The organism is Mycoplana sp. 10N416 (assembly GCF_056394765.1).
In genome coordinates, this window is record NZ_JBFTIM010000006.1 from 1 (window position 1) to 26,864 (window position 26,864).

Annotated in this window: 26 protein-coding genes and 4 tRNA genes; 10 read left to right on the plus strand and 20 right to left on the minus strand. The window is 62.1% G+C overall.

Features of this window, described 5'->3' with window-relative positions; translation table 11 throughout:
- The coding region (locus AC1DDS_RS13345) for a GTP-binding protein (protein WP_477477730.1) at positions 1–146 on the minus strand (146 nt) is incomplete at its 3' end.
- A gap of 569 nt (positions 147–715) precedes the next feature.
- Here AC1DDS_RS13345 and AC1DDS_RS13350 point away from each other — a divergent pair.
- Positions 716–2,020, plus strand: coding sequence for a polysaccharide pyruvyl transferase family protein (locus AC1DDS_RS13350; RefSeq protein WP_477479658.1), 1,305 nt, complete (start codon positions 716–718; stop codon positions 2,018–2,020).
- Positions 2,021–2,045: 25 nt separating this feature from the next.
- Here AC1DDS_RS13350 and AC1DDS_RS13355 read toward each other — a convergent pair.
- Both AC1DDS_RS13355 and AC1DDS_RS13360 read right to left on the minus strand, forming a co-directional pair.
- Positions 2,046–2,119, minus strand: a tRNA-Gly gene (locus AC1DDS_RS13355).
- A gap of 24 nt (positions 2,120–2,143) precedes the next feature.
- Positions 2,144–2,228: transfer RNA gene (locus tag AC1DDS_RS13360), tRNA-Tyr, on the minus strand.
- 215 nt (positions 2,229–2,443) lie between these two features.
- Between AC1DDS_RS13360 and AC1DDS_RS13365 the strand changes: the two genes are divergently transcribed.
- Entirely contained in the window at positions 2,444–3,322 is an 879-nt protein-coding gene (locus tag AC1DDS_RS13365; protein ID WP_477479351.1) for a TrmH family RNA methyltransferase, read from the plus strand.
- A gap of 64 nt (positions 3,323–3,386) precedes the next feature.
- Here the strand turns inward: AC1DDS_RS13365 and AC1DDS_RS13370 are convergent, their stop codons facing one another.
- The gene (locus AC1DDS_RS13370) at positions 3,387–3,665 is read right to left on the minus strand and encodes a hypothetical protein (RefSeq protein ID WP_477479352.1); all 279 of its coding nucleotides are present in this window, start codon (positions 3,663–3,665) and stop codon (positions 3,387–3,389) included.
- Between the two features lie 182 nt (positions 3,666–3,847).
- Positions 3,848–4,471, minus strand: coding sequence for an FMN-dependent NADH-azoreductase (locus AC1DDS_RS13375; RefSeq protein ID WP_477479353.1), 624 nt, complete (start codon positions 4,469–4,471; stop codon positions 3,848–3,850).
- 139 nt (positions 4,472–4,610) lie between these two features.
- On the opposite strand from AC1DDS_RS13375, the gene AC1DDS_RS13380 reads away from it, so the two are divergent.
- Positions 4,611–5,558 (plus strand): LysR family transcriptional regulator, encoded by a 948-nt coding sequence (locus AC1DDS_RS13380; protein ID WP_477479354.1) that lies wholly within the window; start codon positions 4,611–4,613, stop codon positions 5,556–5,558.
- A gap of 50 nt (positions 5,559–5,608) precedes the next feature.
- A tRNA-Thr gene (locus AC1DDS_RS13385) sits at positions 5,609–5,684 on the plus strand.
- A gap of 153 nt (positions 5,685–5,837) precedes the next feature.
- On the opposite strand, the gene AC1DDS_RS13390 is transcribed toward AC1DDS_RS13385, so the two are convergent.
- Positions 5,838–6,233, minus strand: coding sequence for a hypothetical protein (locus AC1DDS_RS13390; RefSeq protein ID WP_477479355.1), 396 nt, complete (start codon positions 6,231–6,233; stop codon positions 5,838–5,840).
- A gap of 388 nt (positions 6,234–6,621) precedes the next feature.
- Between AC1DDS_RS13390 and AC1DDS_RS13395 the strand changes: the two genes are divergently transcribed.
- The 4 genes from AC1DDS_RS13395 to AC1DDS_RS13410 all read left to right on the plus strand — a co-directional run bounded on the left by AC1DDS_RS13395 (position 6,622) and on the right by AC1DDS_RS13410 (position 8,135).
- Positions 6,622–6,903 (plus strand): hypothetical protein, encoded by a 282-nt coding sequence (locus AC1DDS_RS13395; RefSeq protein ID WP_477479356.1) that lies wholly within the window; start codon positions 6,622–6,624, stop codon positions 6,901–6,903.
- A gap of 177 nt (positions 6,904–7,080) precedes the next feature.
- Positions 7,081–7,215 carry a hypothetical protein gene (locus AC1DDS_RS13400; protein ID WP_477479357.1) on the plus strand — a complete coding sequence of 45 codons (135 nt, stop codon included), beginning with the start codon at positions 7,081–7,083 and terminating at the stop codon, positions 7,213–7,215.
- Positions 7,216–7,367: 152 nt separating this feature from the next.
- The gene (locus tag AC1DDS_RS13405) at positions 7,368–7,709 is read left to right on the plus strand and encodes a hypothetical protein (RefSeq protein ID WP_310424352.1); all 342 of its coding nucleotides are present in this window, start codon (positions 7,368–7,370) and stop codon (positions 7,707–7,709) included.
- Positions 7,710–7,790: 81 nt separating this feature from the next.
- Positions 7,791–8,135: a hypothetical protein gene (locus AC1DDS_RS13410; protein ID WP_310424355.1), complete on the plus strand. Its 345-nt coding sequence runs from the start codon at positions 7,791–7,793 to the stop codon at positions 8,133–8,135.
- A gap of 93 nt (positions 8,136–8,228) precedes the next feature.
- On the opposite strand, the gene AC1DDS_RS13415 is transcribed toward AC1DDS_RS13410, so the two are convergent.
- The 7 genes from AC1DDS_RS13415 to pcsA all read right to left on the minus strand — a co-directional run bounded on the left by AC1DDS_RS13415 (position 8,229) and on the right by pcsA (position 16,141).
- Positions 8,229–8,987 (minus strand): FadR/GntR family transcriptional regulator, encoded by a 759-nt coding sequence (locus AC1DDS_RS13415; RefSeq protein ID WP_310424358.1) that lies wholly within the window; start codon positions 8,985–8,987, stop codon positions 8,229–8,231.
- A 702-nt stretch (positions 8,988–9,689) separates the two neighbouring features.
- The gene (locus AC1DDS_RS13420) at positions 9,690–10,760 is read right to left on the minus strand and encodes a BMP family ABC transporter substrate-binding protein (RefSeq protein WP_310424360.1); all 1,071 of its coding nucleotides are present in this window, start codon (positions 10,758–10,760) and stop codon (positions 9,690–9,692) included.
- A 41-nt stretch (positions 10,761–10,801) separates the two neighbouring features.
- Positions 10,802–11,722 carry an ABC transporter permease gene (locus AC1DDS_RS13425; protein WP_477479358.1) on the minus strand — a complete coding sequence of 307 codons (921 nt, stop codon included), beginning with the start codon at positions 11,720–11,722 and terminating at the stop codon, positions 10,802–10,804.
- Positions 11,722–12,819: an ABC transporter permease gene (locus tag AC1DDS_RS13430; protein ID WP_477479359.1), complete on the minus strand. Its 1,098-nt coding sequence runs from the start codon at positions 12,817–12,819 to the stop codon at positions 11,722–11,724. Before AC1DDS_RS13430 ends, AC1DDS_RS13425 begins: the two co-directional genes overlap by 1 nt.
- Positions 12,809–14,383, minus strand: coding sequence for an ABC transporter ATP-binding protein (locus tag AC1DDS_RS13435; RefSeq protein WP_477479360.1), 1,575 nt, complete (start codon positions 14,381–14,383; stop codon positions 12,809–12,811). Before AC1DDS_RS13435 ends, AC1DDS_RS13430 begins: the two co-directional genes overlap by 11 nt.
- 42 nt (positions 14,384–14,425) lie before the next feature.
- Positions 14,426–15,397 carry a quinone oxidoreductase family protein gene (locus tag AC1DDS_RS13440; protein WP_477479361.1) on the minus strand — a complete coding sequence of 324 codons (972 nt, stop codon included), beginning with the start codon at positions 15,395–15,397 and terminating at the stop codon, positions 14,426–14,428.
- 18 nt (positions 15,398–15,415) lie between these two features.
- The gene (gene pcsA, locus AC1DDS_RS13445; RefSeq protein ID WP_477479362.1) at positions 15,416–16,141 is read right to left on the minus strand and encodes a phosphatidylcholine synthase; all 726 of its coding nucleotides are present in this window, start codon (positions 16,139–16,141) and stop codon (positions 15,416–15,418) included.
- 261 nt (positions 16,142–16,402) lie between these two features.
- On the opposite strand from pcsA, the gene AC1DDS_RS13450 reads away from it, so the two are divergent.
- Positions 16,403–17,608 carry a UbiH/UbiF family hydroxylase gene (locus AC1DDS_RS13450; protein ID WP_477479363.1) on the plus strand — a complete coding sequence of 402 codons (1,206 nt, stop codon included), beginning with the start codon at positions 16,403–16,405 and terminating at the stop codon, positions 17,606–17,608.
- On the opposite strand, the gene AC1DDS_RS13455 is transcribed toward AC1DDS_RS13450, so the two are convergent.
- Entirely contained in the window at positions 17,576–18,538 is a 963-nt protein-coding gene (locus tag AC1DDS_RS13455) for an AEC family transporter (protein WP_477479364.1), read from the minus strand. The two genes, AC1DDS_RS13450 and AC1DDS_RS13455, sit on opposite strands and share 33 nt — an antisense overlap.
- Before the next feature lie 102 nt (positions 18,539–18,640).
- Entirely contained in the window at positions 18,641–19,390 is a 750-nt protein-coding gene (locus AC1DDS_RS13460) for a cytochrome c biogenesis CcdA family protein (RefSeq protein WP_477479365.1), read from the minus strand.
- A 263-nt stretch (positions 19,391–19,653) separates the two neighbouring features.
- Here AC1DDS_RS13460 and AC1DDS_RS13465 point away from each other — a divergent pair.
- A tRNA-Lys gene (locus AC1DDS_RS13465) sits at positions 19,654–19,729 on the plus strand.
- Positions 19,730–20,395: 666 nt separating this feature from the next.
- Here the strand turns inward: AC1DDS_RS13465 and AC1DDS_RS13470 are convergent.
- From AC1DDS_RS13470 to plsX, 5 genes are all read right to left on the minus strand, one after another.
- Positions 20,396–22,786, minus strand: a complete 2,391-nt coding sequence (locus tag AC1DDS_RS13470; RefSeq protein ID WP_477479366.1) for a cadherin-like domain-containing protein — start codon at positions 22,784–22,786, stop codon at positions 20,396–20,398.
- A gap of 866 nt (positions 22,787–23,652) precedes the next feature.
- The gene (locus AC1DDS_RS13475) at positions 23,653–24,180 is read right to left on the minus strand and encodes a MerR family transcriptional regulator (RefSeq protein WP_310415759.1); all 528 of its coding nucleotides are present in this window, start codon (positions 24,178–24,180) and stop codon (positions 23,653–23,655) included.
- 127 nt (positions 24,181–24,307) lie between these two features.
- Positions 24,308–24,646 carry an integration host factor subunit alpha gene (locus tag AC1DDS_RS13480; RefSeq protein ID WP_477479367.1) on the minus strand — a complete coding sequence of 113 codons (339 nt, stop codon included), beginning with the start codon at positions 24,644–24,646 and terminating at the stop codon, positions 24,308–24,310.
- 105 nt (positions 24,647–24,751) lie between these two features.
- On the minus strand, positions 24,752–25,723 hold the full coding sequence (locus AC1DDS_RS13485) for a beta-ketoacyl-ACP synthase III (protein WP_477479368.1): 972 nt from the start codon (positions 25,721–25,723) through the stop codon (positions 24,752–24,754).
- Positions 25,724–25,731: 8 nt separating this feature from the next.
- Complete coding sequence (plsX, locus tag AC1DDS_RS13490; protein WP_477479369.1) at positions 25,732–26,790, minus strand: phosphate acyltransferase PlsX; 1,059 nt, start codon at positions 26,788–26,790, stop codon at positions 25,732–25,734.
- Positions 26,791–26,864 lie beyond the last annotated feature (74 nt).

Below are 26,864 nucleotides of genomic sequence, written 5' to 3' on the forward strand. Positions count from 1 at the left end.
GGAGCGGCGTCGATCTGGTCATACGCCTTGAACTCGCCGAAGTACTTCGTGATCGCCGCCGTCGTCGACGTCTTGCCATGGTCGACGTGGCCGATCGTGCCGATGTTTACGTGAGGCTTGTTGCGCTCAAACTTACCTTTTGCCATTTCATTCTTCCTGTAAACGAAACTTGGGCTTAACCGGCCCTTCCGGTTTGGCAGCCGTTTAAGGCTTTCGCAAGGAATGCGCAAGCCTTAAATAGAGAGTTGTGCGGCCGCGGACGTAGCGGACGGTTGCGTAATTTAGGTTGGACCACTGGAAGATTATTCCACAACCTACATTCAGTACTTGCTGCATTTATTCATGGGCTTGCCGATTTCCTTTGATCAACCGAATGAATATCGAGACAAGTTCGATATCATAAGCCGTGGCAAGCCGTAGACCATGTCCTCAACTTAATCGGCCGCCAGTTCATGAGGTCCTGGTGATTCCCTGTAAAACCTGCTCCTCGGATCGCCGGACTGACGCGCCCGCGGGTTCAAGTTCGCCACGCTGCCTTCATCGCGCCGCCAACCCGTGCGACCCGAAAAGCCAATTCCTTGTGCGCAAAGCCCGATCTTTACTTGTCTTCCGTTGTCCCAGCGTACGCTTCTAGTGCATGCTGCGTGTAGAACAAATCCCGTTACATGCGCTTGATGACCTTGGAATTAATTTCTGGAAAAAGGGCATTGCAGCAATGATAAGCAACGCTATTTCTGCTTTCCACTGGCGTATGGCCAAGCTCTACCGGGGAAAGGCAAAGGCCAAATTCGCATACCACCTTGTGAAATCGGCCAGCAAGAGGCCGCAGGACTGCACAAAACTTCGCCGTGCCGTCGCGCTTCTTGTCAAAGAAGAGATGTATGACGATGCACTGGCCATATGTGAGCGGATTCTGGATCGCGATGTCTCGCAATACTGGGCAACCTACAAGAGTTTTGTCCAGGAAATGACCCGGAGCCGTAAAACCGAAGGCCGCATCAATGTCGCGTTGTTCAATGATACGGATTTCAGGGTCAACATTGGCTGCCGCCTGACAAGCCAGGGGCTTAAGCACACGATACGGCGGGCGCTCCCCGATGCGGCAATTACCTCAATCGGTTTTGATTTTGCCGCTTTTCGTAAGGCGTTCAGATCGAGCGTTGCCCGGACGCCCGAGGCGACGTTGCTGCAAGAACGGCTGCTGGATGCTTACGGTCAAAGCGCGTTCGACACCATCGTCGCTTCGGATTTCATCCTTCTTCAGCCCGAGGGTTCGCTTGACGACGAGACCTCACTGGAAGGGCTCGCCACGTTCTTCACGCCCGTCATGGTCGCACAGCGGCTCGCGAAACCGTATGCGGTCCTCAACGGAACGATACCCGTCTATCGGGACGAGCGGGACGACTATTTGCAGCAGTTGTTCAAATCGCTGCGGTTCGTGGCGGCCCGAGACGAGGTCTCGGCCAAGCATCACGACATAACGTTCTTGCCCGATGCCGCTTTCCTTCGGATCGCACCGGCGGATGGCAGCGACCGTGACGGATGCCTGATCACAACGGGCGCGCGAAACAACGAAGGAGACGATGTTCGGATTTTCAAGTCGGCGCTGCGCGCCTGTGATTCCCTCTCCCTGCGCCCCGTTGTCCTCACGCGCGCCGCCGATCGTTTTGCCGCTTTTGAACGTGAGGTGATTGCAAGAGGCGGGATCTTTGCCGAAACAGCCAGCATTGAAATGGCCGCCGACGTCGTGTCGCAGTGCCGCCTGCATATTGGCGGCCGCTATCACATGGCGATCTTAAGCGCGTTGTGTCGCGTGCCCAGTGTGCTATTCGATGTCAGGACCCACAAGAACCAGTGGTTGGCGCAGTACTCCCCTCTTGTTCGCCTTGCGCATCCGGAATCAGACATCACCAGCCTAGCGGAGACCTTGCTGCACGGCTGCAGCCCAGCTCGTCCTCACCAATCGCATGACTACGAAGCCTTTCTCAGGCACGCCTACAGCACGGGCACAAAATCGTAAGCACGCGGAAATAGAATGATGGAACTGGAGCGGGTAGCGGGAATCGAACCCGCGTATTCAGCTTGGAAGGCTGCTGCTCTACCATTGAGCTATACCCGCGGCGTTCGATCCATACCAACAGAATGGTGGAGGGAGCTGGATTTGAACCAGCGTAGGCATAGCCAACGGATTTACAGTCCGTCCCCTTTAACCACTCGGGCATCCCTCCATTTTTCTGTCGGGATCAAGCGACCAAGCATCTGAGATCTAAGAGCGGTTCCGGCCGAAGCAAGGCGCCTCTTCGATCTGCGCCGCGTATATGACCGGCCCGTTTCCTCCTGTCAACACGATGTTTTGGAAAAAGTTGGGAAAAACAAATTCGCAACGACGATACCAAAGCGATCATTGGATTTGCGGATTCTGCGCCGGCGGTTATAAGGCGGCATGAGCAAAGATGACGCAGGCGGCGGCCGCAGCGGCCGGGACACCCATTACGCCAATCTTCGACGCGCGCACCGCGACCAACGGCGCGAGCGCGGCGAGATCCCGACGCCGAAGGACGATCGCCGCCGCAAGCAGGCGGAAGGCTGGAAAGCGCCGGCGCTCGCCGCCGATCAGGTCTTCCTCTATGGCCTGCACACCGTGCGCGCCGCCCTCGACAATCCCGAGCGCCACATCATCAAGCTGTCGGTCACACAGAATGCCGCCCAGCGCCTTGAGCTGCCCGATCCGGCCACCCTTCCCTATCCGGTCGAATCCGTGCTGCCGTCCGATATCGACAAGGTGCTCGGCCCAGAGGCGATCCACCAGGGGGTGATGCTGGAAACCCGCCCGCTGCCCGTCCGCAGGCTGGGTGCGCTAAAGGAGAGTCCGCTGATCCTGGTGCTCGATCAGGTCACCGATCCCCACAATGTCGGCGCGATCCTGCGAACCGCCGTCGCCTTCGGCGCCGGAGCGGTGATCACCACCATGCGCCATTCGCCGACCGAATCGGGCGTGCTTGCCAAATCGGCATCAGGCGCGCTCGAACTCATCCCTTACATCCAGATCACCAATCTGGCCGAGGCGATGGAGGAACTGCACGCGCTCGGTTTCTACTCCGTCGGGCTCGATTCCGAGGGGCCGCAGCCGTTCGAGGCGACGCTTTCGGGCAACAAGATCGCGCTGGTGCTCGGCTCGGAGGGCAAAGGTTTGCGGCAAAAGACCCGGGCGACCTGCAAGGCGCTGGCCCGCCTCGATATGCCGGGCGCCATCAAATCGCTGAACGTCTCCAACGCCGCGGCGATCGCCCTCTACGCATCCCGGCAATATCTGGTGAAGTAACGGGCTGCCGGCCCTTACCGAGAGCCGCCGGTCGTCCTTGATTTGGTCGAATCTAGTTAGCCGATCACAGCGCAGCTGGAAGGCTCTGCAAAAGACGACCGCCAGCCGCGACGGGACAGCTGTCCTGCACCCTCTTCCAGTTGGGCACGTTCAGTGCCATCTCGCACCGGGCGAGATAGCGGCGTCCGTCGACATTCAGGCACACGAGCGAGCCGAGCTGGTGCCGGCTGCCGTCTCGGTTGCGGCAGGTGCAGAGGGTGCCGCCCAATCCGCCCGCCGCCGCAATGTCGATCGGCAGCGCCAACAAGGCCAACAGGATCGTCAAGAACGCAACGGGCCGCATCGGTCACCTCCGCTGCCCTCTCCAATTCCCAAGTCTATGCCCTTTTTCGCCGCTGTCGAGACGGCTCGGGTCGCCCCTCCATGGCCAAGCAGCTCAGGCGAAAATACCCGCGCGCCTCGCACGATGAAAAACCCGCCGGTAATACCGCTCCGGCGGGTCGACGGGTTTTCGACTGCGTTGCCCTAGCTCGCAAGCTTCAGACTGCCGAAGCCGGCAATGGTCCGCTCGGCCTTGGCGATGGCGGTTGCCTTGGAATCGGCGCTGAGGTTGAGGCCCTCGGCGCGGACGATCTCCACATCCGTTATTCCGATGAAGCTCAGGACCGTCCCGAGATAGCTTTCCTGGTGGTCCATGGCCGCCGCCGGACCGGTGCTGTAGAGGCCACCGCGGGTGGACGCGATGATCACCTTCTTGCCCTTCGCCAGCCCCTCCGGACCGTTTTCAGTGTACCGAAACGTCTTGCCGGAGACGGCGATGCGATCAATCCAGGCCTTCAACTGGCTCGGAAGGGCGAAATTGTACATCGGCGCGCCGATGATGACCGTGTCGGCGGCTAAAAATTCCTCGAGCACGGCAGCGCTTGCGGCCACGTCGGCGGAAATCTGGCTGTCGAGGTCTTCCGGCTTTGCGTTGGCGGCCATCAGATGCGCGCCGGTCAGGTGTGGCAGCGGATCGGCGACAAGGTCGCGATAGGTGATCGTGGCAGTTGGATGGTTGGCGACGACCTCTGCCGCGATCGCTGCGGTGAGGCGACGGGACACGGAATGGTCTCCGAGAATTCCGGAATCGATATGAAGGACATTCATGGGCGTAGCACCTTTGATTGAAGATTGGGTGCTTCTGATATGCGCCGAGCACAATCGCCAGATTAGAGGCCGGAAAACCGATTGACTGTTTCCCGGGGGAAACAATAATGAAGGCTCTAGCGTCGAACCGGACCTTTCCATGCAGGACCTCAACGATCTCGCGCTGTTTGCCGCGGTCGTGAAGCACAAGGGCTTCACGGCGGCAGCGAACGCGCTTGGCATGCCAAAATCGAAGATTAGCAAACGCGTCGCCCATCTGGAGGAGCAGCTGGGCGTGCGGCTGCTCGAGCGTTCGACCCGCAAGCTGCGCGTGACCGATATCGGCGAAGCTTTCTACGAACGCTGCGAAACGATCCTCGCCGGCGTGGAGGAGGCCGAATCCATCGTCGCCGCAGCCATGTCCGAACCGGCCGGCCCGATCCGTCTCGCCATGCCGCTCGGATTTGCGCCGATGCTGGCCGATATTCTCCCGCTGTTCCTGAAACGATATCCGCGCGTGCGGCTGTCGATCCTGACGACGAACCGGCCGATCGACCTGATCGAGGAACGGATCGACGTGGCGCTGAGGGTGCGGGCAAGCTACGAGGGTGACCAATCGATCGTCGTCCGGAAATTCGGCGACGCGCGCCAGTATCTGGCCGCCAGTCCGGCCTTCGTTGCCCGGCACGGGCCGATCACGCTCGAAAGCCTCTCCCGACTGCCGACCATCGCCATGCAGGAGCAACCGACCCGGGCGGTCTGGACGCTTGTCGACGCAGACGGCGGCTTCCGTGACATCGCGCACAATCCGGTCCTGTCGTGCGTCGATTTCGGCATTCTCGAAAGGGCGGTGATCGAAGGCATCGGCGTGGGCCTGCTTCCCGACCGGATTGCCGAGCGCGGCTTCAACAGCGGCGTCCTCGAGCCGGTGCTGCCGGAATGGGCCTCGCCGGAATCGTCGATCCATGCGGCCTTCACCTCCCGCCACGGCATGCTGCCGGCCGTGCGGGCGCTCATCGACTTCCTCGCGGAAAACCTGCCGCGTTCAATGGCGGGCTGCAAGTACGTCATCCCGCGCCCGGCCGAAACGGCCGACTGGACGATCTGACGTTTTTTTCCTTTACAGCCGGGCCAAATATGCTAACTCCCTCCCGGTGTGCCCTTATAGCTCAGTTGGTAGAGCACCTGATTTGTAATCAGGGGGTCGGGAGTTCGAGTCTCTCTGGGGGCACCATTTTTCTTCAAAAATCACTGGCGATTCAGAGAGACGATTCAGAAATCGGCAACGCGACGTTTTGACTCATTCTTTGGTATTTCCGCTGATTCTGGCTCAGTTCGCGCGCAAATTCAGGGGTCGCGGGGGCTTCTGGCATTCGTTACACACCGCTCAGATCATATTCTGCAGATGCAACCAAGCGTCATGCAGCTTCTCGACAGCTCCAGCGATCACCGCGGTGTCGGACGCGAGTTGCTTTAGCCTCTCGAAGAGGGTTGTAGCGACGATATCGCTCGGATTTTTGCTGACTGCTTGGTCCGATATTGCCTGGACCACCTCAACCATCTGCTGCCTTAACTGGGCATCAAGAACGGCGTCGTTGACGATCGCGTCGGTTAGATCCTTGAGGCGCGCTCCGAATTCCTCTGCTTCGGTCCCTTTCGAGATCGTGATCGCGGCGTCGATCCTCGCCAGGTGTCCCGTGTTCACGACACCAACATTCGAGTTCGCGATGTGAATGTTGTTATAGGTTCTGGAGCGTGAAGCTGCCCTGGCAATATCAGTCACAGGTATTCTCCCTCTCATCGGCCCAATCGGCATGTACGCGTCCATGTCGTCTTGGACTTGATTCAACATCGCAGCGCTTTGCAACCACTTTCTGAAGTGTATGTCTTCGATGATCGCCCAGCACGTCAGGCAAACTGGGAGGCCATTGTCCACCTGATAAAGCGCTGGTCGCGAGCACTGGACGCACTTCATTTTCACTCCTTCTATAACGTTGCTTCAGAAAGATGATAAATCAGGCACTTCAAAGCAATGGTTGCCTGCTGCTTGTACCCACGAATCTGTGCGCACGCCTTGGTGCTATTGAATTTCTGTCAGGGCGTCACAGCCGCACCTGATCAACGCGGCAAATTGGTCGGCCGGAAACCTGCGCGGCTTGGACGCGAACGACATGTCAGTGGTTCTGCAGAAGGCCGAGCCCCATCCAATGCGCGCGCTGATGATCCCGGGGGGATTGTCTCCAGCACACCAGGAGAGGACAATCGCCTCGCCGCTAGCCGCGGCGCTGGAGGCTTCGATGACCCACCGCGTTCTGACTGCCGCCGTTGCACTGGTCCTGTTGTCGCTTGCCGGTTGCGCGAGCGAACGGGCCAATACATACAGCACCAACCCGTCCCAAGGGCATGAGAGCGGATCCGCAGGCGGCGGTGGCGGCATGGGCGGGGGCTACTAGGCTCAGGGTCCTGTATTCGCCTGGTGCCTTGACATCGGGCGGATCGCCGGGCGAGCCGCAGCCCTTCCATTCGCCGGCACCACGAATTGACGAACCTGGCTCACCCGAAGGCGCCTTGCCCACGGCTTCCCGCCTACCGGGCACGCATGCTATCCTCAAGCAAGGGAGGAGCATGTCATGGAAAATTTTCTCGCACTGTTTGCTGTCGTTCTCGGTTCCGCCACGCTGGGTGTCCTGATCGCCTACGGGATGCGGCGCCAGCGTGAGCAGCATCGTCCGCAGCACCATGACGAAGCCTCGCCGCGCTTTTAGTGTTTTTTGTTCGGACCGCCGGATCGCATTGCAGCAGCCCGCACTCGGAGAGGATACGCTGTGGTTGACCATTGCCGTCAACCGGGCGACCCAGCCGCTGTGAAGGGGCATGGCATCGCAGCGACCCCGATCGCTCTTTCATTGGAGGCGGCATGGCTCATAGCGACGGACCGGAAGGCGAGCGCAATATCGATGTCCTCTTCCGAAACGGCAACATCACCGTTTTCGGCATCGTGCTCGCCTTCTCGCTCGGTTTCCTGAACTCCTGGACAAACAACCCCAACGAATGGAGCATCGATGATTTGCCGACGCTGGCCCTCATCTCGGCCGGCATCGTCTTTCAGGGATTGGCGCTCTGGCAATTGCTTCGTCTCAATTCGCTGAAGCGAAACGTGTTCGAGTCCGGCACCCGGAAGTTCGCAATCGGACTGGTTTTGACGGCTTCGGGCATGTTTCTGTCGATCGTCATCGATGTCGCCCGGAGCCTGGCCTGACGCTCGGTGGCGGCCGCGCCGCGATCTCCCCGGCGAAGACATGCGCTCGACAGGCTGTCGAGCCTGTGCAAGACTGCATCCATGATCGAAAGCAGCGATGTCGAACTCGAAGACGAACGCGTGAAGCTGGTGACCGAACTGGCGCGGGTCAAGCAATCAACCTCGGCCGAGCTCCTCTTCCGCAACGCGCCGGGCACCACCGGCTTCCATGAGGCGACCCATACGGCTTCGATCGTGCTCGACCTTCTGGACCAGCACCTCCTGCACCATCCCGCCATCGCCGGAAACGCGGAGTGGTTCCGCTATGCCTCGCGCGCCAGCGAAGCACTGTTCAACCTCTATCAGTCGATGGGGGCGGCGCAGGTCGAGCACCACGCCGAGGACGGCCTGCGACCTGAGGACCTGAATGCCAGCAACGACGATTGAGCGGCGCTGAGCGCAGATCCATCCGGCCGGCGTGTGAGCGGGTTGCGCAGAACAACTCACCTACTCCAGTTTTCGCCCCTGCCAAAGCCGCTTTCATTGCGTCTGCGGCTGACTGCGCTCGGTCAGTGCATCGACGACGCGTTCACGGCCGACGCGAATGACATTCTCCATTGCCCGACGGGCGCCCGTTTCGTCGCGGCGGCGGATTTCCTCGACAATACGGATATGAGAGGCGGCGACATCGTCGATCTTGCCACGATCCCTGGCCGGCGAACTGAGCCGGAAGACGCCGACGAGCGCTGCCTCGATCAGGCTGCCGATCGTGCGAAAGAAGGGATTGCGGGAAGCCTCGAGCACGCTGAGGTGAAATTTCAGGTCGGCCATGGCCAGCGTTTCCGCCGTATGCTCGGGATCGCCCATCGCCATGGCAAGGCGCATCATGTGGCTGATGTCGGCATCGGTGGCAAATCGCGCAGCGAGAGCGGCGGCGTGCGGCTCGAACGCCAGCCGGACCTCGCTGAGATCCAGCAGGAAAGCCTCGTCGACGCCTTTCGCAAGCTGCCAGGTCAGGATGTCGCTGTCGAAAAGGTTCCACTGCGCTCGCGGCGTGACACGGGTGCCGATCCGCGCCCGGGGCACGATCAGTCCCTTGGCAGCCAGCGTCTTCATCGCTTCGCGCAGCACCGTCCGCGAAACCTTGAAGCGGGCGGCAAGTTCGGCGTCTCCCGGCAACGTCGATCCAACCGGAAATTCGCCAGCGACGATGGCACGCCCCAGTTCGTTGACGACCTGCGCATGACTGGTACGCGTACTTGCCCCTGTGATGACGGTTTCGAGCAACCCCTTGCGCAATCGGTCCTATCCTCTCCCTGCCGCCAACACTCCCTCGATGCACTGGCCGCAATGTTCAAATCAGGTCAGGCAGTCCCCTTAAGACCAGAGGTCGGGTTCCACTACCCTCAGGCTAACCGCCTGCCGTTCTTCGCACGAGGGCTAAAAGCCCCGTCTACACAAGCATAGACCCGAAAAGCAGAAGGCCAATCAATATCTTCGCACATCATCCGGATGAGCAGGTCTGCCCGGCGATGCAGATGCCAATCAGCGTCCCCCACGAAGCCGGATCTGATTGTCGGAAGCGCTCCTCCAATCACCACTGCCATGCCACGATCGAACCCGTTACACCAACCGGCATCGAGCGGGCAAAACGTGTCGACGCCCAGAGCGTAAGATGATTCCCGAATGACGGGCAAGGAACCGGACAACGCTTAGATGAAATTGATCGTCCGGCCAACCTAACCTGCGCAATCGACACACTGGCGCCAAGCGCGTCGGCGTCTTCCTGAAACGGGTGCGAGGGCCCACCAGCATACCGATGAGCATGCGGCGTCGACCAGCGTGCTACGCACTCCTGCGGCTGCGTGTACCGACCGTGTAGCGCGAAGGTCGCTCAAAAGTACCGACGCAAATGACCCCGGCAGCCTGCCGGCTCCCGGGGTCATTCCAAGTCGATAGAGCGAGAACTGGCCGACCGTTGGAGCGGCCGGCCCGTTCCGCTTACTGCGGCAGCTTGTCGTCCACGCCGGCGATGTAGAAGTTCATGCCGAGCAGCGTGCCGTCGTCGGCCTTCTCGCCTTCCTTCAGCCAGTCCGAACCGTCCTGCTTCTTGATCGGGCCGGTGTAGGGATGAAGCTCACCCGACTTGATCTTGGCTTCGGTTTCCTCGGCCATCTTCTTCACGTCATCAGGCATGTTGGTGTAGGGCGCCATCGTCAGGATGCCGTCCTTCAGGCCATCCCAGATCTGCTCGGACTTCCAGGTGCCGTCCATCAGCTGCTTGGTGCGCTTGATGTAGTAGTTGCCCCAGGTGTCGACGATCGCGGTCAGCTGCGTCTCCGGACCGGCCTTGATCATGTCGGAGGCCTGACCGAAGGCCTTGATGCCGCGCTCGGCGGCGACCTGCATCGGCGCGGTGGTGTCGGTGTGCTGCGTCAGGATATCGACGCCCTGGTCGATCAGCGCCTTGGCCGCATCGGCTTCCTTGCCCGGATCGAACCAGGTGTTGGCCCAGATCACCTTGACCTTGAAGTCCGGGTTAACCGACTGCGCGCCGTGGACGAAGGCGTTGATGCCCATGACGACTTCGGGGATCGGGAACGAGGCGATGTAGCCGGCGACGCCCTTCTGCGACATCTTCGCGGCGATCTGGCCCTGGATGTAGCGGCCTTCATAGAAGCGCGAATTGTAGGTGGCGACGTTCGGAGCGGACTTGAAGCCGGTGGCGTGCTCGAACTTCACGTCCGGGAACTTCTCGGCGACCTTCATCGTGGCGTCCATGAAGCCGAACGAGGTGGTGAAGACCAGGGCACAGCCAGAACGGGCCATGCGCTCGATGGCGCGCTCGGCATCCGGGCCTTCCGGAACGTTCTCGAGGAAGGGCGTCTCGATCTTGTCGCCGAACTCGGCCTGCAGCGCCTGGCGGCCGATATCGTGTGCCTGCGTCCAGCCGCCGTCGGTCTTCGAGCCGACATAGATGAAGCAGATCTTGGTCTTGTCCTGGGCGCTGGCGCCGGCGGCAAAGCCGAGCACGGCGGCCGAGGTTGCGAGTGCGAGTAAAAGCTTTTTCATTTCGACCTCAATGGTTAGAGACTTGATGTGCGGTATTTTCTTCATCGATCCGGCACGAAGGGTTTTCCCAGCGATGCAGGTGTGTTGATCAGCGTCATCCGCCGATTGTGCGATATCAGAACGAGCACGACAACCGTCGCCGCATAGGGCAGTGCCGACAGGAACTGTGAGGGGATGCCAAGGCCGAGCGCCTGCGCGTGCAACTGGCTGATGGAGACAGCCCCGAAGAGATAGCCGCCGGCAAGCACGCGCCACGGGCGCCAGGACGCGAAGACGACGAGCGCAAGCGCGATCCAGCCCCGGCCCGCCGTCATGTTCTCCACCCATTGCGGCGTATAGACGAGCGACAGCTGCGCACCGGCGAGACCGGCGCAGGCGCCGCCAAACAGGACAGCGAGATAGCGGGTACGAATAACGCCGATGCCGAGCGCGTGCGCCGAGGCATGGTTGTCACCGATCGCCCGGATTTTTAGACCCGAACGGCTCTTGAACAGGTACCAGCTCACGCCGGCGACGAGTGCAATCGAGATGTAGAAGATCAGGTCCTGCTTGAAGAGCAGACGACCGAAAAACGGTATCTCGGAAAGCAGCGGGATGGTGATTTCGGGAAGCTTGATCCCGGACATGCCGACATAGGCTTCACCGATCTGACCGGAAACACCAAGGCCGAGAATCGTCAGTGCCAGGCCGGTCGCCACCTGGTTGGCGACGAGCGTCAGCGTCAGGAACCCGAAAAGCAGCGAGAACAACGCTCCGCCGGCAATCCCGGCAAGAATCCCGATGTAGGGAGAGCCCGTGGCGTCGGTCGCGGCAAAGGCGAGCACGGCGCCCATGATCATCATGCCCTCGACGCCGAGATTGAGGACGCCGGAGCGCTCGGCCACCAGTTCGCCGAGCGCTGCCAGCACCAGCGGCGTCGCCGCGGTGATGACGGTCAGCAGGATCGCTTCGACAATTCCCATTATTCGGTCCCGCTTTGCGCCGCCGCGGCCATCCTGCCTGAGAAGACGAGCCGGATCTTGTATCGAATGAGCGTGTCGCACGACAGCACGAAGAACAGCAACAGTCCCTGGAACACGCGGGTTACCTTGTCGGAGACGCTGAGGGTCAGTTGCACCGCTTCCCCGCCCACATAGGTCAAGGCCAGGACCAGGCCGGCGATAATGACGCCGATCGGATTGAGGCGGCCAAGGAAGGCGACGATGATCGCAGTGAAGCCATAGCCGGGCGAAATGATCGGCTGCAGCTTGTTGATATTGCCGCTGACCTCCGAGATGCCGGCGAGCCCCGCAAGCGCCCCCGACAGCAGCATCGAGAACCAGATCATCCGGCGCGACGAGAAGCCGGCGAAGCGCCCTGCCCGTTCCGACTGGCCGAGCACGGTGATCTCGAAGCCCTTCAGCGTGTAACGCATCATGAACCAGACAAGGAGGGCCGCAACGATGGCGAAGACGAAGCCGAGATTGGTGCGGCCGGAAGCGAGGATCTCCGGCAGCACGGCTTCCGGAGCGAAGTCGCGCGTGATCGGGAAGTTGTAGGCTTCCGGGCTGCGCCAGGGGCCGCGCACGATCCAGTCGAGAAAGAGCTGGGCGATATAGACCAGCATCAGGCTCGAAAGGATCTCGTTGGTGTTCAGGTTCGCCTTGAGGAAGGCTGGGATCGCGGCATAGAGCGCTCCGCCGATCATGCCGAAGATCAGCATCAGCGGCAGCACCAGCGGTGAGTGCCAGTCGTGGAAGACCACCGGGACGATCGCACCGGCGATGGCGCCCATGATGAACTGCCCCTCCGCGCCGATGTTCCAGTTGTTGGAGCGATAGCAAACGGAAAGACCGACGCCAATCAGGATCAGGGGAGCGGCCTTGATCGCGATCTCATGCAGCGACCAGACGTCGAGCAGCGGCTCGACGAAGAAGCTGTAGAGCGCGCTCATCGGATCCTTGCCAAGCAGGGCAAACATGATGCCGCCGGTGATCACCGTCAGCACCAGCGCGACGAACGGGGAAAGAACCGCGTAGAGAACCGATGGAGTGGGCCGCTTTTCGAGTTCAATGCGCATGGGCAGCCTCCGCGCCTTCTGTCTTGTCGTGCATCCCGCCCATGAGAAGGCCAATCTTTTCGCGCGTCATGTCGCGTGCCGGATAGGACGCCGACAGCCGCCCCTCGCTGATGACGGCGATTTCCGTCGCCACCTCGAAGATCTCGTCGAGGTCCTGGCTGATGACGAGCACGGCTGACCCCGCCTTGGCGAGATCGACGAGCGCCTGACGGATGCGGCTGGCGGCACCGGCATCGACGCCCCAGGTCGGCTGGTTGACGACGAGGACAGCGGGCCGGCGGTCCAGTTCACGCCCCACGATGTATTTCTGCAGGTTGCCGCCGGAAAGAGAACCGGCCAGCGGATCTTCACCGCTCTTGCGCACGTCCATCGTTTCCGAAATTCGCCGGGAGGCCAGACGGACGGCCACGGACTTGATGATGCCAAGCACGCCGCCCCCCAGGAACGCCGCGCGATCGGACTGGCTGCGGGCGAGCACAAGGTTATCGGAAAGCGACATGCCGATGACGGCCGCATGACCGTGACGTTCTTCCGGAACAAAGCTCGCTCCCATCAGGCGCCGTGGGGTGATGCCATGCCTGCCGACCGGCCGCTGGCGGATCCGGACGGCGTTAGCATCGCGGACGGGGAACTCGCCCGAGAGGGCATCGAACAGTTCGCCCTGCCCATTGCCAGCAACACCCGCGATCGCAAGCACCTCGCCGCCATGCACCTTCAGCGAGATGTCCTTCAGTGCGACAGCGAAGGGCGTGCGGGCCCCGACGCTGAGATGAGCAACCTCGAGCAGCACGTCGCCCTTGGTGTTCGTGCCTTCCGCCGTAACGGTTGCCACGTCGCTTCCGACCATCATGCGGGCGAGCGAGGCCGGCGTTTCCTTCCGCGGGTCGCAATCGCCGGTCACCTTGCCATGGCGAAGAACGGTGGCGCGGTCGCAAATGCGCTGCACCTCCTCCAGCCGGTGGCTGATGTAGAGAACCGAACGTCCCTCCGCCTTCAGCTTGGCAAGCGTTTCGAAAAGCCGGTCGGCCTCCTGCGGCGTCAGCACCGAGGTCGGTTCGTCGAGGATGATCAGTTGCGGGTTCTGTAGCAGCGCGCGGACAATCTCGATGCGCTGGCGTTCGCCGACGGAGAGGTCGGCCACGTGCGCGTTCGGGTCGAGCGGCAGGCCATAGTCGCGCGACAGACGCGCAGCCTCCTCGGCGACCTTGGCCAGCGAGATTTTTGGGGGCAGCGACAGCGCGATGTTCTCGGCGACCGTCAACGCCTCGAACAGCGAGAAGTGCTGGAAGACCATGCCGACGCCGAGGTTGCGCGCCGCACTCGGACTTCCGATCGAGACCGCCTCGCCCTTCCAGAAGATCTGCCCGTCCGTCGGCTCGAGCACGCCGAACAGCATCTTCACCAGCGTCGACTTGCCGGCGCCGTTCTCACCGAGAAGCGCATGAATCTCGCCCGGCTGAATTTCCAGATCGATCCCGTTGCAGGCGGCAAACGTGCCGAAAAGCTTCGTCAGGTTGCGCACGGCCAGCAACGGCCTGTCCGCGGACGCTCCAGCGACTGACACTATGCCCCTCTTTCCTCGCAACTCTTCCCGTCCGCTGCAGCGTCAGGGAACAAGCAGCGTCGTTCCACTTGTTTTTCTTGTTTCCAGATCCGAGTGGGCGCGCCCCGCTTCCGCCAACGGATAAGTCTGATTGATATTGATACGCACTTTGTTACTGCGCACAACATCAAAGAGGGAATTTGCACATGCGTCTAGCTCGGGGCGGGTCGCGACGTAGTGGAAGAGCGTCGGTCGGGTGGCAAACAGCGAGCCCTTCTGCGCCAGCAAACCGATGCTGAAGGCGTCCACCGGGCCGGAGGAGTTTCCGAAACTGACCCACATGCCGCGCGGCTTCAGGCAGTCCAAGGACTTCGGGAAGGTGTCCTTTCCAACGGAATCATAGACCACGTCGCACTTCTCGCCGCCGGTCAGGTCCAGCACGCGCGCGGCGAAGTCTTCCCTGGTGTAGTCGATGACATGGTCGTAACCGTGCGCGAGCGCGAGATCGATCTTCGCCTTCGATCCGGCCGTACCGATGACGGTCGCTCCCAGCGCCTTCGCCCATTGGCCGGCGATCAGGCCGACACCGCCGGCCGCCGCATGGAACAGGATCACATGGCCGGGCTTTATCGGAAAGGTTTGCAGCAGCAGGTATTGCGCCGTCATGCCCTTCAGCATCATCGCAGCCGCCGTCTCCAGCGAGATCTCGTCCGGGACCTTGACCAGATGCTTCGTCGCAACATTACGCTCGACCGCGTAGGCGCCATCGGCCGAGGCATAGGCGACGCGGTCTCCGATCGCAAAATCGCTCACGCCCTCGCCAAGGGCGGTGACGGTTCCCGCCCCCTCCTTGCCCGGGATGAACGGCAGATCGGTCTTGTAGAGGCCGGTTCGGAAATAGACGTCGATAAAGTTCAGCCCGATTGCCGCCTGCCGGATACGGACCTCGCCCGGGCCGGGCGCCGACAACTCGACCTCTTCGACCTTCAGCACCTCGGGGCCGCCGAGCGACCGGATGACGATAGCCTGTGTCACCTGACTTCTCCCCAGGGATCAGTGTTTTCCGAGACGCGGGAACAACTGCAGCACCGCGCCGATAATGTAAAGATAGAGCCCGGTTCCAACAACGCCGAGCACCACCCATTGCGGCGTTTCGAAATGCAGCAGCAGCGCGTAGCCGCCAAACGCCGCCCAGGCGAAGAAGACGATCAGATTGAGCGGCCGCAGGCGTTGCACCCGCACCGGATGCAGGAAGTTGATGGGCATGAAGGTGAGGAAGACGGACACGAAGACGATGATCGATGCCGTCACCTCGCTCGCCTTGATGACGAACAGCGTGAAGACGATCATGTTCCAGACGACCGGAAAACCGGAGAAGAAGTTCTCATCCGTTTTCATGCCCATGTCGGCATAGTAGATGGCGCTGGAAACGACGATCGCGCCGGCGGCGACGAACGACCATGGTTCACCGATCATCCCGCTCTGGTAGAGCGCGAAGGCGGGCAACAGCACGTAGGTCACGTAGTCGATGACGTTGTCGAGCGTGTCGCCCGACCAGTTCGGCAGGACTTCCTTCACCCGCACCTTGCGGGCAATCGGTCCATCGATGCCGTCGACCAGAAGCGCAAGGCCCAGCCACCAGAACATGTCGACGAAGCGATGCTCGGCGGCGGCGACGACACCAAGAAAGGCCAGAAAGGAGCCTGATGCCGTAAGGATATGCACGGAAAAGGCCCGGATCTCGGCATAGGGAACGCGTCGGTAATTGAAAAACTTCATCGCCTGCCTTGTTTGCCCCGTCGGGCGCCCCGCCTTCTGAATTGTGCGGCCTTACCTGCTGACAGCCCACTTTTCGTCCGTAATATGCACTGATTGACCGCGGCTTCCAGCGAAAATCGGGCGGCAGGCCGGCACGTCGCAGACGCGCGGCACACCTGCGCCGTTTCAACCCATGGATTTTGCCAGATTTCGGGCTTAGTTTGCCAAAAAAGACCTGCAGGCATTTCTGTGGGTAAGAATGACTTGAAAGAAGTACAGCGCATGAAAGCCTTTGATATCGCCATCGTCGGCGCCGGCCTGGCCGGCAATCTCGCGGCATTGGCCCTTTCCGATTCGGGCCGAAGCGTGGCGCTGATCGCCCCCGCCGCACGCCCGCACGACGGACGTACGACGGCGCTGATGGCGCATTCGATCGAGTTCGTCCGGGAACTCGGGCTCTGGGACGAAATCGAGAACGTCGCAGCACCCCTCGAGACGATGCGCATCCTCGACGGCACGTCGCGGCTCTTCCGTGCGCCGCCGGTCAGCTTCCGGTCAAGCGAAGTCGATCTCCCAGCCTTCGGCTACAACATCCCCAACGCTCCGTTCCTGGAGAATCTCGAACGCCGGATCGCCGAGCGCGAAACGATCACCCGCTTCGATACGACGCTCGAGCGCCTCGGTTTTACCGGGAACGCGGTTGAACTGCATCTCGCCGATGGCCGTTCACTTGTGGCAAACTTGGTGGTCGGCGCGGACGGCCGCCAATCCGAGGTCCGGCGCCAGAGCGGCATATCCGCACGCACCTGGACCTATCCGCAGACGGCGCTTGTGCTGAACTTCACGCATGAATTGCCGCACGCAAACATCTCGACCGAGTTCCACACCGAAAGCGGGCCGTTCACGCAGGTGCCATTGCCCGGCCGCCGCTCCAGCCTTGTCTGGGTGCTGTCGCCGGCGGAGGCGGAAGCGAAGCGCGCGCTGCCGCTTGATCAACTGAGCCGTGCCGTCGAAGAGCGCATGCAATCGATACTTGGCGCCGTCTCCATCGAAGGCTCGCCGCAAACCTTCCCGCTCTCCGGCATGCAGGCGGACCGCTTCGGCAAGGGTAAGGTGGTGCTGCTCGGCGAGGCCGCCCACGCCTTTCCTCCGATCGGCGCCCAGGGCCTCAACCTCAGCCTGCGCGACGTGATGGCGCTGCGCGACCTCCTGAATGATCCTGGCCAGCCGCTCACGACGATCGGCGAAGCCTTCGACCGCCATCGGCGCGCCGATATCCAGAGCCGCACCGCCAGCGTCGACCTGCTCAACCGCTCACTGCTATCAGGCTTCCTGCCCGTCCAGATCCTGCGCACGGCCGGCCTGCATATGCTTTCCGCGCTCGGGCCGTTGCGCAGTGTGGTGATGCGCGAAGGCGTCGAGCCCGGCGGCTCGCTCAAGGCCTTCCGCTACTCCTTAAGGGAACGGGTTACCCGGAAGCAGGCCTGACTTGACCAGATAGAGCAGGATGGTGACGGTCGCGACCGACAGAACGGTCGTGATCAGGATCGTCGCCGACGCACGCTCCTGCCAGACGCCGTATTGGTGGCCGATGACGAAGACGTTCGTCGCGGTCGGAAGTGCCGCAAGCAGGATGGCGGTATAGACCCAGACCGGATCGAAGCTGCCGGCAGCGCCCAGCACCAGATACATCATCAGCGGCAGGAGCAAGAGCTTTGCCGGAACGATGTAGATGATTTCCGCCGGTACGCGCTTCAACGGCCGCAGCGCCAGCGTCACGCCCATGGCAAACAGCGCGCAGGGTGCGGCGGCCTGTGCCAGGTAATCGATCAATCGCTGCAAAGGTGTCGGCGCCTCGAAGGAGAAAAAGGCTGCAACGAAACCCGCAGCCGTCGCCAGGATGAACGGATGAGTGACGATCCGCCGGATGACATCACCTGCGACCGCAGCGGCCGGCCGCTTGTCGCCGCCGGAGAACGACATCAGCGCCGGCGCCACCGTAAAGTGCAGCATGTTCTCGAAGCAGAAGACCAGCGCAACCGGCACCGCCGCCCGCTCGCCGAATGCCAGTAGCGCCAGGCCCGGCCCCATGTAGCCGATGTTGCCGTAGGCTGCGGCAAGCCCCTGGACCGTGGCCTCGGCGACGGTGGCGCGCCTGAGATACAAGCCGACGATGAAGATCAGCCCGAACACCAGATAGGTTGCGCCGACATTGGCGACAATGAAATCGGCGCGCGTCAACTGCTCGATCGGCGTCTTCGAAACGAGCTTGAAGAACAGCGCCGGCAGCGCGATGTAGATGATGAAGGTGTTGAGCCAGCCGAGCGCCTCGGCGGGCTGGCAGGTGATTTTTGCGGCCAGATAGCCCAGCAGGATCATGCCGAAGAACGGCAGCACCAGTCCCGTTATTTCCGCCATGCGACCCGCGAATCCCCGACGCCTTCCCTCAGCTCAGCCGTCGGCTCTATCCCAAGTCGGCGGGAAGCGAAACCGCTCGATTGGAAATCGCAGGGTCGATGTTCAGCCGATTTGCGACAGGATCGGGAAGGTCTGCTGGAACCAGATCGCCACCGAACTGATGTAACCGAACATGAAGGCAAGGCCGGTCAGGACGAGCAGTACGCCCATGACGCGCTCCACCGTGCCCAGGTGCTTTCGGAAGCGCATCAGGAACCGCATGAACGAACCGGAGAACGCGGCGGCGATCCAGAAGGGAACGGCGAGGCCCAACGAGTAGATGGCGAGCAGGATGGCCCCCTCTCCCACCGTGTCGCGTGCGGCCGCAACGCCAAGAATTGCCCCCAGCACCGGCCCGATGCAGGGCGTCCACCCGAAGGCAAACGCAAGGCCCATGATATAGGCGCCCGAAAGCGTGGTCGGCTTGCCGCCCCCCTGGAAGCGGGCTTCCCGCGAAAAAAAACCGATCCGCAGGATGCCGAGGAAGTGGAGCCCCATCAGCACGATGATGACGCCACCGACCTGGGCGAGCACGTCCAGGTGGCGCCGCAGCACCATGCCGATTGTCGAGGCACCGGCGCCGAGGGCGACGAACACAGTCGCAAAGCCGAGGGTGAAGAACAGCGCCGACAGAAGGACCGCCTTGCGCGCCCGGCCATCGTCGGAGGCGACGGTTCCGCCGCGAAACTGCTCGACCGAAATGCCGGCCATGTAGCACAGATAAGGTGGCACCAGCGGCAGCACGCAGGGCGAGAGGAACGACAGCGTTCCGGCAAGAAGCGCACTCAGCAGCGATATTTCAGCAATAGACAAGCAGTCACCCCGCAAACGACACGGCGCGCACGCCGTCAGGCACTCCGCGATATCCGCCGCGGCAAGTCACCGACATCGCCCCGGACCCCGATCCGCAGCCGGACATCCGCTGCTTCCATAGCCGGCCAAGTGGTTGTGAGCCAATCACCTTTTGGCGACCGCGGCGAAATGCAGCAAAAGCCGCGGGCGAAGCGATTTTACGGGTTGACCGAAAAGAGACGCCTGTTATATGTCCGCCCACTTCCGCGGGCCTTCCCGCCTGGGAGCGCGTAGCTCAGCCGGTAGAGCAACTGACTTTTAATCAGTAGGTCCAGGGTTCGAATCCCTGCGCGCTCACCACAAGCAGTTGAAAACTTCAGAAAAGTTTTTTCATCCGACTTTTATCGACCGCTGCAACTAAACTTCGATCCGTATTGTGCATGTCTTACGCCCTCGAGTTTGCTGGCCGCCACCCAAGCGCGGCGATGCCGCCGAAGTTACAAGGTCGGGTGCGAACGCTTCGGAACTGACTTTCCGTGGTTCCCCCCCCTTGTCGAGGAAATAGCCGGCGTCTCTAAGGAAGGCGCCCTCGTGCCAAAGGCACACAGCGGCTGCCGGTAGGCAAATTTGCCTGGGCTGCATGGGAAAGAATGCGCCGATGCCGGGGTCATCGCGGAGCGTGTTGAAGATCCGCCGCTTTGACGTTCATCGCGTCGATACGTTCGACGACGTTCCGGGAACTCTCTAATCGCGTCTGTCAGGCTGGACGTTGGGATATCGCCGGTCAGGCTCAAGGTTCCATGTCAGGTCGGCGCCGTGTTTGCCTCGTCATGGCGCGGCAACGCACTGCCCTGATATCCGGCGTCCTCAAAACCTGCATCCGCGGCATGCCGACAGTTGCCGACGGGCGCTCCCGCAATGCGCGGGACCGGTTCGTGTGCGGTAGGTACCGACGGTGATCCCTGTCGCTCAAGGCCGTTCGAAAAGCTTGCCCCCGGCGCGTTTGGCGCCGGGGGCAAGTGTCGCTTAGATGATGAAGAAGTCGTCCGCCGTCAGCGCGAGGTTCTTCGTCAGGGTGGCGAAGTGGACCGCCTTGCCCTTGCCGTTGCCGTCCGCATCGTAGAACAGCTTTCCGGTGTCCGTCTCGTAGATGATCCGGTCATCCTTGTCGGCCGCAAGCCCGCTGGTGTTCTTGGCGAACGCTGCCGCCGAAAGCTTGCCCACCTTCGTCAACCCCGTGAACACCCCATTCTCCAGGTGGATCGTGTCATCCTTGGCGGAGAAGTCGGTGATGGTGTCGATGTTGGTCGACGCCGGCTTCGTGTTGAACACGAACACATCCTTGCCGGTACCGCCGGTGAGGATGTCCTTGCCAAGACCGCCATTGAGCGTGTCGTTGCCGGCATCGCCCTTGAGCGTGTCATTGCCCGCACCGCCGTCCAGCTTGTTGGCGCCGCGGTTGCCGGTGATGACGTTGGCGAGCCCGTTGCCCGTCCCATTCAGCGCACTGCCGGTAAGGATCAGGTTTTCGAGGTTCGCGCCGAGCGTCAGCGAGACGCTGGACTGGACGGTATCGATACCTCCGTTGGCCGCTTCGACGATCGTGTCGCCGCCGTCGGTTATGTAGGTGTCGTTGCCGCCGAGGCCGACGAGCGTATCCGCCCCGCCGCCACCGTTCAGCACGTTGGCAGCGTTGTTGCCGGTGATGACGTTGGCGAGCGCGTTGCCGGTGGCATTAATCACAGCCGAACCCACAAGGGTCAGGTTTTCGATCCCGGCGTAGCTGGCGAGGCTGCGGCTGATGGTCGAGGTGATCGTGTCGATTCCAGCCGTGTCGACGACCACGTCGTTCTCCGCACCCAGCACAAAGGTGTCGTTGCCAGCACCACCGAAGAGGATGTCGAGACCGGCGCCTCCATCCAGCGTGTCGTTGCCGTCCCCCCCCTTGAGGATGTCGTCACCGTCGCCGCCATTGAGAGTGTCGTTCCCGCCTTTGGCATCGATGATGTCATCGCCCTTGCCGCCCGAGAAGGTCTCGTTGGCATTGGTGCCACGCAGGAGATCGTCGCCGTCGGTGCCGTTGTTCGTGCCGTTGACGGTGATCGTGAGCGTTGCGGTGGCGGCGGCGCCCGCCTCGTCTACGACCGTGTAGGTGAACACGTCGACACCGCTTTGGCCGGCAGCTAGTGTTTCGGCGTTATCCGCCTTGTAGGTATAGCTGCCGTTGGCCAGCAATGTCAGCGTGCCATAGCGGCCGGCGATGGCGGTGCCGACGGCAACGGTGCCGGAGGCGCCGGAGACACTGGTGACATTGAGCGGCTCATCGTCGACGTCGGTGTCGTTGGCCGTAACGTTACCCAAAACGGTGGCGTATTCGACGACCCCCGCCGTATCGTTCACTGCGACGGGACTATCGTTGACGTTGTCGATCAACGCTGTCTTGGCGCTGGCTATGCGTTCCTCCGTGCCGCCCTCGTCTTCATAGATCGCGACGACCGAGATCTCCTTGCCAACGTCTGCTTGGGTCAGAACATAGGTGCTGCCCACCGCACCCGCGATGACCTCGCCGTTGCGCATCCACTGGTAGGTGACATCATTTGGACCACCGTCCGGATCGACGAGATCGTTGGAGGCCGTCAGCGTCTCGCCCTGGGTCAGGTTCCCGGTGATCGTCACTGTCCCCGTCGGGTCGTCGTTGTCGGCGGCAAACTCGATCGTCTGCGTCACCTCATGCKTGCCGCCGTTGCCGTCGCTGACGGTGTAGCTCAGCGTCACCGTGCCGTTGAAGTTCGCCGCCGGCGTCACCGTGTAGCCGTTGCCGGCTACGTTGAGGGTGACCGTCGCGCCCTTGTCGGCCACGATCGCCGAGATCGACAGCTCGTCGCCGTCCACATCGCTGAGCCCCGACAGCAGGTCCGCCGTGCTGACCGCGAAATCGGTGTCCTCGACGCCGCCTTCCAGCTCCACGTCCGGCGTTCCCGTCGGCGCGAAATTGTTGACCGCATCCGCGATGGCACGAATGTCCGATGCATAGAAGAAATCCAACTTCTCCACGTTGGTGATTTCGTCGGTGCCATCCGGCGAGTCCGAACGATTGTCCTTTACCCGGTAAACGCCCGGACGGATCTCGGTGATGCTGTAGTCAGTCCAATCCCCTCCATAATACGCAGTATCCTCCCCCGCGCCGCCGTCGATTATGTCGTCGCCCGCGAGGCCGTACAGAGAATCGTCACCGTCATCGCCATAAAGTGTGTCATTTCCATTGTCGCCTAAGACGTTGTCATTGCCGTCACCGCCATGAAGCGTGTCGTTGCCGTCGCCGCCGTTGATTGTATCGATGCCAGCCAGGCCATCGATGGTGTCGTCGCCGTCCGTGCCGGTGATATAGTCATCACCGTTGCTTGGTACACTGCTCATTTCAGATCTCCCGTTCTATGTCTTGATTGCTGCCGTGCGGAGGCCCGGCGAGCCAGGTTGGCTTGCCGTTGCCCTCCGGGGGCGCGTGAATGTTTTTTGGTTGAATTGGCGCTGCCCGGCGCGGAGTCGGTCCGCGCGGGTCCGCCGTTTGTCGATCGCTATTCCGCCGCTTGCTCCCCTGCCTTCGCACAGACGATCGCCGCCCGCGGTGCCCGGACCGACCCCTGCCGGCCGGGACATCCGCCCGCGGCGCTGCGAAATCCTCCCCGCCATTCCAAAGCGCTTAATGAAGTGTTAACGGCGGGAAGGTGGCTCCGCCTCCCCCATTTGGGTGAGGCTGGTGAATTTATTTCGTGAATTGTACCGCTTTCGCATTATCCGCCTGGTCGTCGCTATCTGCTGCGGCGCGGCCGGCTGTGGTGCGCAGGCCCGATCCGGACCCGCGAACGGATGCGCTCGCCGGCTGCGGGCAGACGATCGCGGATCGGTGCGCGGAGCGTCGCGAATGGCGCGCATAGCAATCGGCGGATGATGGCTGGGGAACGGGCTGATGCGACCATCGCCGCTGCGGAGTTTGAGCCTGGGTCGCCGACGCGCCCGCTGCAATCGGTTGCGCGTGGGAAAGCCGTTCGGCGCGGAGACGGGTATTTTGGAGTTATTCGGACGGAAAGCCGTCCAACGGCTGCAACCGCGCCCGGCACTGCCGCATCCGCCGTGGCGGTTCGGTGGCTGGACGCACGGGACCTCTCGGTGGGATTTGCGCCGAACAGGCGTATTCCCGGTCGCGCACCAGGACGATGCGGCCGCGGCTTTTACCTATCCTTGGCTGAAAACGGCTGCTCTTTCGGGCGACCGGTCTTTGGCCGTCAGCGCACCTGGTCCAGCAGGCGCTTGCACTCCAGGAGATCGTAGAGGGCTTCCTGCAACAGCGCCCGGTCTTCCTTGCCGACGCTGCTCTTGCCGATCGAGACCTCCGGCGCGTCGTCGCTGCCGCCGACGAAGGAGAAGAAGCGGCGGCTGGCGGGCGCCTTGGCGCGGCCGACGATCTGGTCGTCGTCAGCGGTCTTCGGCGCGGCCGGCTCGTCCTGGCTTGCGGCGGCCAGCGCCTCGACGGTCGCCAGATCGCCGCTGGCGATCGCCGCGACGAACTTGTTGCCGTTGTTTTTCAGAAGCTTCTGGACGCCCTTGATCGTGTAGCCGTGATCGTAGAGCAGATGGCGGATGCCCTTGAGCAACTCGACGTCGTCGGGGCGATAGTAGCGCCGTCCGCCGCCGCGCTTCATCGGCTTGATCTGCGAAAACCGCGTCTCCCAGAAACGAAGCACATGCTGCGGCAGGTCGAGGTCGTCGGCCACTTCGCTGATGGTGCGGAAGGCGTCGGGGCTCTTTTCCATCGGTACACCTCACCGAATGACGGGTTCGACTCGGGAGCCGGGATTCCGGCCAGCGAATCGTTGCATTTCAGCGGGTTGTGTCAGCTTTTTCAAGCGAAGATTTCGCAGCATCCAAGGCCGCGAACGGTCATGGCGCCGTCGATTGCTGCTTCTGCTTGGCCTTGCGTGCCGTGTGGGCCTTGAGAACCCGCTGCTTGAGCACGTTCGACGCCTTGAAGGTCATGACGCGCCGGGGCGAGATCGGAACCTCCTCGCCAGTTTTGGGGTTGCGGCCGATGCGCTCGTTCTTGTCGCGCACCTGGAAGGTCGCAAAGGAGGACAGCTTCACGCTTTCGCCACGCACGATAGCGTTGCAAATCTCGTCGATGACGGTCTCGACGAGTTCCGCCGATTCGGTTCTGGAAAGGCCGACCTTACGAAAAACTGACTCGGCCAAATCTGCGCGTGTCACGGTTTTGCCGCTCATCTTCTCCCACCGTTTCTTATTGAAAGCGTTCGCTTATCAGGCAAGACTATTTCTCTTGCCCGCGCCGGTCAAGCGCCGTTGAAATCCGGTGTGAGCCCATTTCGGCTACCAGCGCAAGAGCACCGCGCCCCAGGTGAAGCCGCCGCCCATCGCTTCCAGCAGCACCAGGTCGCCGCGCTTGATGCGACCATCGCTTGCAGCCGCAGCCAGCGCGAGCGGGATCGACGCGGCAGAGGTGTTGCCGTGCAGATCGACCGTGACGACCACCTTTTCCAGCGGAATGCCGAGTTTCTTCGCCGAGCCGTCGATGATGCGGCGATTCGCCTGGTGCGGCACCATCCAGTCGAGATCATCGACCGAAAGCCCCGTCGCATCAAAGGAGGCGACGATCACGTCGGTGATCATGCCGACGGCATGCTTGAAGACCTCGCGACCCTCCATCCGCAGGTGGCCCACCGTGCCGGTGGTGGAAGGCCCGCCGTCGACATAGAGCTTGTCCTTGTGGGTGCCGTCGGAGCGTAGTTGCGCCGTCAGCACGCCGCGGTCGGCGACCGTCCCCTCGCCCTGCTGCCCTTCGAGCACGATCGCGCCGGCGCCGTCGCCGAACAGCACGCAGGTCGTGCGATCGGTCCAGTCGAGGATGCGCGAGAAGGTCTCGGCGCCGATGACCAGCACGCGCCGCGCCAGCCCGCCACGGATATAGGCGTCCGCCGTGGTCACGGCATAGACGAAGCCGGAGCAGACGGCCTGCATGTCGAACGCGAATCCGTGCTGCATGCCGAGCCGGTTCTGGATGTTGACAGCCGTGGCCGGAAAAGTGTTGTCGGGCGTCGACGTCGCGACGATGATCAGGTCGATGTCGGCGACGGTCAGGCCGGCGTTGTCCAACGCGGCACGCGAGGCCGCTTCGCCGAGCGAAGCCGTCGTTTCCCCTTCGCCGGCGATATAGCGCTGGCGGATGCCGGTCCGTTGCACGATCCATTCGTCGGACGTGTCGACCATGCTTTCCAGCTCACGATTTGTGAGCACCCGCTTCGGGAGCGCCGTCCCGAAGCCGCGAACCACTGAACGGATCATCTGTCTTCCTATATCCCGTCGCTCATGCTGCTGGCCGCGCCTTCGACGGGTCGGTCCGCATGATATCTCTTGAGGTCGTTTTCGATCTTTTCCTTCAGGCCGTTACGAGCCATGTCGTAGCCGACATCGACCGCCGCAGCAAAGCCCTCCGCGTCCGTCCCGCCGTGGCTCTTGATGACGATGCCGTTCAGACCGAGAAACACCCCGCCGTTGACCTTGCGCGGATCCATCTTCTCCCGCAGCCGGTCGAAGGCACTCTTGGCCAGGATGTAGCCGAGCTTTGCCATCCACGTGCGCGACATGGCCGCGCGCAGGTATTCCGCGATCTGTCGCGCGGTGCCTTCGGCCGCCTTCAGCGCGATGTTGCCGGCAAAGCCTTCCGTCACGACCACGTCGACGGTGCCGCGGCCGATGTCGTCGCCTTCGACGAAGCCATAGTAGTCGATCGTGTCAAAATTGGCCTCACGGATCAGCTGGCCGGCGGCCTTGACCTCTTCCTGGCCCTTGATTTCCTCGACGCCGACATTGAGAAGGCCGAGCGTCGGGCGATCGACCTCGAACAGCGCGCGCGCCATGGCACCGCCCATGAGTGCGAAGTCGAACAACTGATTGGCGTCCGCGCCGATCGTCGCGCCGATGTCGAGCACGATGCTCTCGCCCCGGAGCGTCGGCCAGATGCCGGCGATGGCCGGGCGTTCGATGTTGGCCATCATGCGCAGGCAAAACTTCGCCATGGCCATCAGCGCGCCGGTATTGCCGGCCGAGACGGCGACGTCCGCCTCCCCCTTTGCAACCGCGTCCAGCGCCTTCCACATGGAGGACTTGTTGCGGCCACGGCGCAGCGCCTGACTCGGCTTCTCATCCATTCCGACGGCGAGTTCGCAGTGGGTGAACGTGCTGGCGTCCTTGACCTTGGGGTACTGCTCAAGCAACGGCCGGCATTGCTCTTCGATGCCGAACAGGTGAAAACGAATGTCGGGATGACGTTCGAGTGCCTTGGCTATGCCAGGGATAACGACCTGTGGGCCGATATCGCCACCCATGACATCAACGGAAATTCTGACCACGCGAGTCTTGTCCTTTTCTCCAGCCCCCAGGGCGGAATTTCGGTCAAAATACCGCTTTTCGTCCGGGTGACAAC